The organism is Candidatus Dadabacteria bacterium, assembly GCA_026706695.1.
GTDB lineage: Bacteria > Desulfobacterota_D > UBA1144 > Nemesobacterales > Nemesobacteraceae > Nemesobacter.
Genome location: JAPOYE010000040.1, coordinates 1 through 3,950 on the forward strand (window position 1 = coordinate 1; position 3,950 = coordinate 3,950).

A 3,950-nucleotide genomic window follows, 5' to 3' on the forward strand; every position below is an offset into this window, starting at 1 on the left:
AGAGCTGCATCTTGGCACCAACAGCATTTCGGATATCTCTGCCCTCTCTGGACTGTGTTTTCACCGGTTCCTGCGCGACCGGCCAGAAGATCATGGCGAACTCGGCGGAAACCATGAAGCGACTTACTCTTGAACTCGGTGGGAACGACGCCGGAATCGTTCTTCCGGACGTCGATCCCAAGCAGATCGCCGAAGGGCTTTTCTGGGGCGCGTTCATCAATAGCGGCCAGACCTGCGCGGCGCTGAAACGGCTCTATGTTCATGATGACGTGTACGACGAGGTCTGCGATGAACTGGTTGAACTCGCCCGAAAGATGAAGGTTGGCGAGGGTACGAACGAGGATGTCGTTTTGGGTCCGATCCAGAACCGAAAGCAATACGATATTGTGGCCAGATTGGTGCGAAGCGCGGAGTCCAAGGGACGCGTTCTCCTGGGCGGAGACCCCGGAGAGATACGGGAAGAAATGGGCGGGAAGGGATATTTTTATCCCCTCACGATCATAGCCGACCTGGAAAACGGAGACCCCTTGGTTGACCAGGAACAGTTCGGTCCCGTTCTGCCGATCATCCGCTATCACCATATTGAGGAAGCGATCGAGAAGGCAAACGACAATCCGAACGGTCTCGGGGGTTCGGTCTGGAGCCGGGACATAGAAAAGGCAAGAGAGATCGCGAACCGGATGGAATGCGGTTCGGTCTGGATAAACAAGCACGGAATGATCCAGCCCAACGCCCCGTTCGGCGGGGTAAAACGCTCGGGCTTCGGTGTTGAATTCGCAGAGGAAGGTCTGGTGGAATACACGGATATTCAGGTTGTCTTTTCCTGAGCCGCCCCGGCGTCAGCTTCCCTCAGTCCTAAGTATTTGCGTAAACCCTCCGGAACAAACCACTCCAAGGCCGGAAACTCTTTAGTCAATTAGCAAGACTCGGGATAGCGCTCTGAGTTTTTTGCAGATTCAAATCCGCAAATGCCAGCATTATCTCTCTATCAACCCCAGAACATCAAAGATTTTGATAGCACTTGACAACTGAATGTCTTGCTTTTGCTGCTCAAAACGCGAGACCGTCGGTTGACTCACCTCCGCTATAGTGGCTAAGCGACGCTGGGAGATTTTTCGTTCCTTGCGCCGCTTTATTGCCTCTTTGACAAGTAAGTTCCAATTGAGTCGAATGTTCCGTTCCATCTTTTCTCCATTTGCTGATGCAGTTTGTCTTTGATGTCCTGGCCGACATTCTTCGAGCCATCAACAGCGCCGTGGGCTTTATTGAGACGGCTGGCGAAGTCGGAAACCGCCAGCATAACTGCTTTGTCGGGCAGGCCGAACAGCTTGCCCAGCCGGACTATGTTCTTCGGACCGATACTGCCGATTTTCATGTTCTCGGCCCCTGAAATCCCCAGTGCCAGTGTCTGGTATTCCGGGTAGCAGGCGGCGGCAACAAGATCATAGCAGGGCGCAAGGCGCAACCCGCTTTCTGTGTGCTCCATGGCGAAGTTTTTAAGATGCGCGTCCGTATTTCCCGTGAGAATACAGGCCATTACCCGGCGAAACAGGGTATCGCACTCTGCCCGCAGGCATATGTCGCCGTTTTGGATGATAAAATCGGCCATGTGCTCGTAGCAGGCCTCATATTTGTCCTCCGAGCGGTTGCCGAGCAACTGGTTAAATTCCTCGAAGTGAATTTGCTTGCCGTCTTCAGTCCTGTCAAACCGTTTGACGAGCAGGGACCTCTCAGCAACACCCTGAAGCGGCGCCAGGGTCATCTCCGCAACGGCATCTTCCTTGAGGAGCACCGCGCACGCCTGCGTAGTTACATACTCAAGTCCGAGAATATCGTGCAGCGTGGGGGACGGGAGCTTAGCTATATAGGTTGCCCGCTCTCCACGTTTTACAGGGCGAAACACACGGCCTTCCTTTATTGCGCCCAGTTTTGGCTGGACCCCGGAAAGAGACGCCCTTGCCGAAAGCGCCGCAATGTTTTCCGGGTCGCCGTGATCGATTTTAATCTCCCCGGCAGGGTCTGGGTCAATGACGCTTACGGCACCGGCAAGGTCGGTGCCGAAGGCAAGTAACAGCTCGAAACGATCGTCCTTTCGCAGATCGAGTGCGCGCATCTGCGCATTCTTAAGCCAGCCCTCCGCACATAGATTATCAAAGAAAGGGTGCAATCCATATTCGCTTAAATGAGGCTCGGCCCGAAGCGAAAGAGTGTAGGAAATAGCGGGAAAGGGGCTTTGCAAATAGCTTTCGTCGTAGGTAAATACGCATCGGCCTCCGGCCTCCTGCGACAGAATGCCAGCGAAAGTATCCTTGTAATATACGTTACCCCAGAGATTAGTTGCCATTGATTCAATCCGTCTAATTGTTTGCTGGTAGTATTAAATGCTATAAAATATATTTTGTCAAATATAGGTATTGTAAGATTCTAATGAAATAAGATTGATCAAATAATTCGCGGAAAACATAAAATCTCCATTAGCTTCAATCGCATCCTTCCTAGCGCAATTGCATCACCGCTTCATCTTTATTCATCCGTTTGACGACGGTAACGCATAGTACGCCTGCTGCTAAATTACATCTTGATGCGTTTCGGATACCCGCCTTTCGTGATTGAAAACAGGGACAAGAAAACCTGTTTTGCCGACCTGCAGAAGACTGACTTGGGGGACATGGACGATCTTGCCGCTTATCTCGGCAAAACCTTTAGTTCTAATACTTGCGCAAGCTCTCCAGAACAAACCATTCCCTGGTATCGAACCCAAGCGGATATAGCCTTACATTATTAAACCTTCTGTGCACAACCACGGTGGATTTTCTCGCGAACAGAAACGTGTACGGTTGCTCTTCGTGAAGAATCCTTGAGAACTCCTCATATTTTTTAATCCGCTCCGGCCTTGAGAACTCCTCTCTCGCCTCCTCAATCAGAACATCCGCGCGGGGGTTTTTGAATCCCACGAAATTCGAGCCCTCTTCGGCTTGGGAAGAATGCCAGAGCTGGTAGGGGTCGCTTTCCACCCCTAGGCTCCACCCCAGGGTCACGGCATCGAATTTTCGCTCGGTTATGCTCTGGATGAAAACCGCCCACTCTATCTTTCTTATGCTCATCTCTATGCCGGAACGGGAGAGCTCCTCCTTCAGTATGGTCGCTATCTTCTCACCGGTTTCAGAACCCGTGGGCAGGAGAAACTCGAAACGGAAAGAAACGCCGTCCTTGTCCCTTATTCCGTCACCATCGCTGTCGCGCCACCCCGCCTCGTCAAGAAGCGCCTTGGCCCTCTTCGGATCATAGGCGTACGGTTTTACGTCCTTTGGGTACTCGGGACTGTTAACGTAAAAAGTCGTGGTCACTATCTCTCCCAGGCCCAGGAGAATTTCTCTCAGGATGGTTTCCCTGTCGACAAAATGGGTCATCGCCCGCCTCACCCTCTTATCGCTGAAAAAGGGTTTCCTCGAATTCCAGCCTATGTAGTTGTAGCCCGGGGTAGTGTAAGAAGCCCTGTAGAACTTTTTCCGAAACGGTTTCCCGCAGCTCTGCTTTGACCACTGAAGCGGAAGAAGACCCCCATAGTCAAGCTCCTGCTTTTTCAGGAGATGAAGCTTCACCGTGGGGTCAAGCACTACCTTGTAGACCACTTCACTGAGCCAAGCGGGCTCGCCCCAGTAATCGGGGTTTCTCCTGACCCTGATCTCCCTTCCGGTCTCCCAGTGCTCAAAGACGTAGGGTCCGGTTCCGACGGGTCTCCTGCCTGCGGGGTTCGTGTTGAAATCCCCTTTCGCGAACAGGTGCTTCGGCACTATGGGAATTCCGCCGCAGAACTCAAAAGAGCGGAAGTAGGGTTTTCCGTACTCGCATCTTACAGTATGGGAGTCAATCTTGGTGTAGGACTTTACGTCCTGGTAGTAGCTTTGGAGGTGGGCGGCGGCTACTTTGGGGTTTCTTATGGATTCATA

At 52.3% G+C, this 3,950-nt stretch carries 4 protein-coding genes; 2 read left to right on the top strand and 2 right to left on the bottom strand.

Going from position 1 to position 3,950, the window contains the following annotated elements; genetic code table 11:
* The coding region (locus OXG10_02880; GenBank protein MCY3826315.1) for an aldehyde dehydrogenase family protein at positions 1–827 on the top strand (827 nt) is incomplete at its 5' end.
* A 305-nt stretch (positions 828–1,132) separates the two neighbouring features.
* Here OXG10_02880 and OXG10_02885 read toward each other — a convergent pair.
* A complete protein-coding gene (locus tag OXG10_02885) occupies positions 1,133–2,344 on the bottom strand; it encodes a HipA domain-containing protein (protein MCY3826316.1) in 1,212 nt (403 codons plus the stop codon).
* A 160-nt stretch (positions 2,345–2,504) separates the two neighbouring features.
* On the opposite strand from OXG10_02885, the gene OXG10_02890 reads away from it, so the two are divergent.
* A complete protein-coding gene (locus OXG10_02890; GenBank protein MCY3826317.1) occupies positions 2,505–2,555 on the top strand; it encodes a Fic family protein in 51 nt (16 codons plus the stop codon).
* Between the two features lie 153 nt (positions 2,556–2,708).
* Here the strand turns inward: OXG10_02890 and OXG10_02895 are convergent.
* The coding region (locus OXG10_02895) for a peptide-binding protein (protein ID MCY3826318.1) at positions 2,709–3,950 on the bottom strand (1,242 nt) is incomplete at its 5' end.

Bases quoted from the DNA above. Each gene is read 5' to 3' on its own strand.
- OXG10_02885 (MCY3826316.1), bottom strand. From the start codon at position 2,344: ATGGCAACTAATCTCTGGGGTAACGTATATTACAAGGATACTTTCGCT.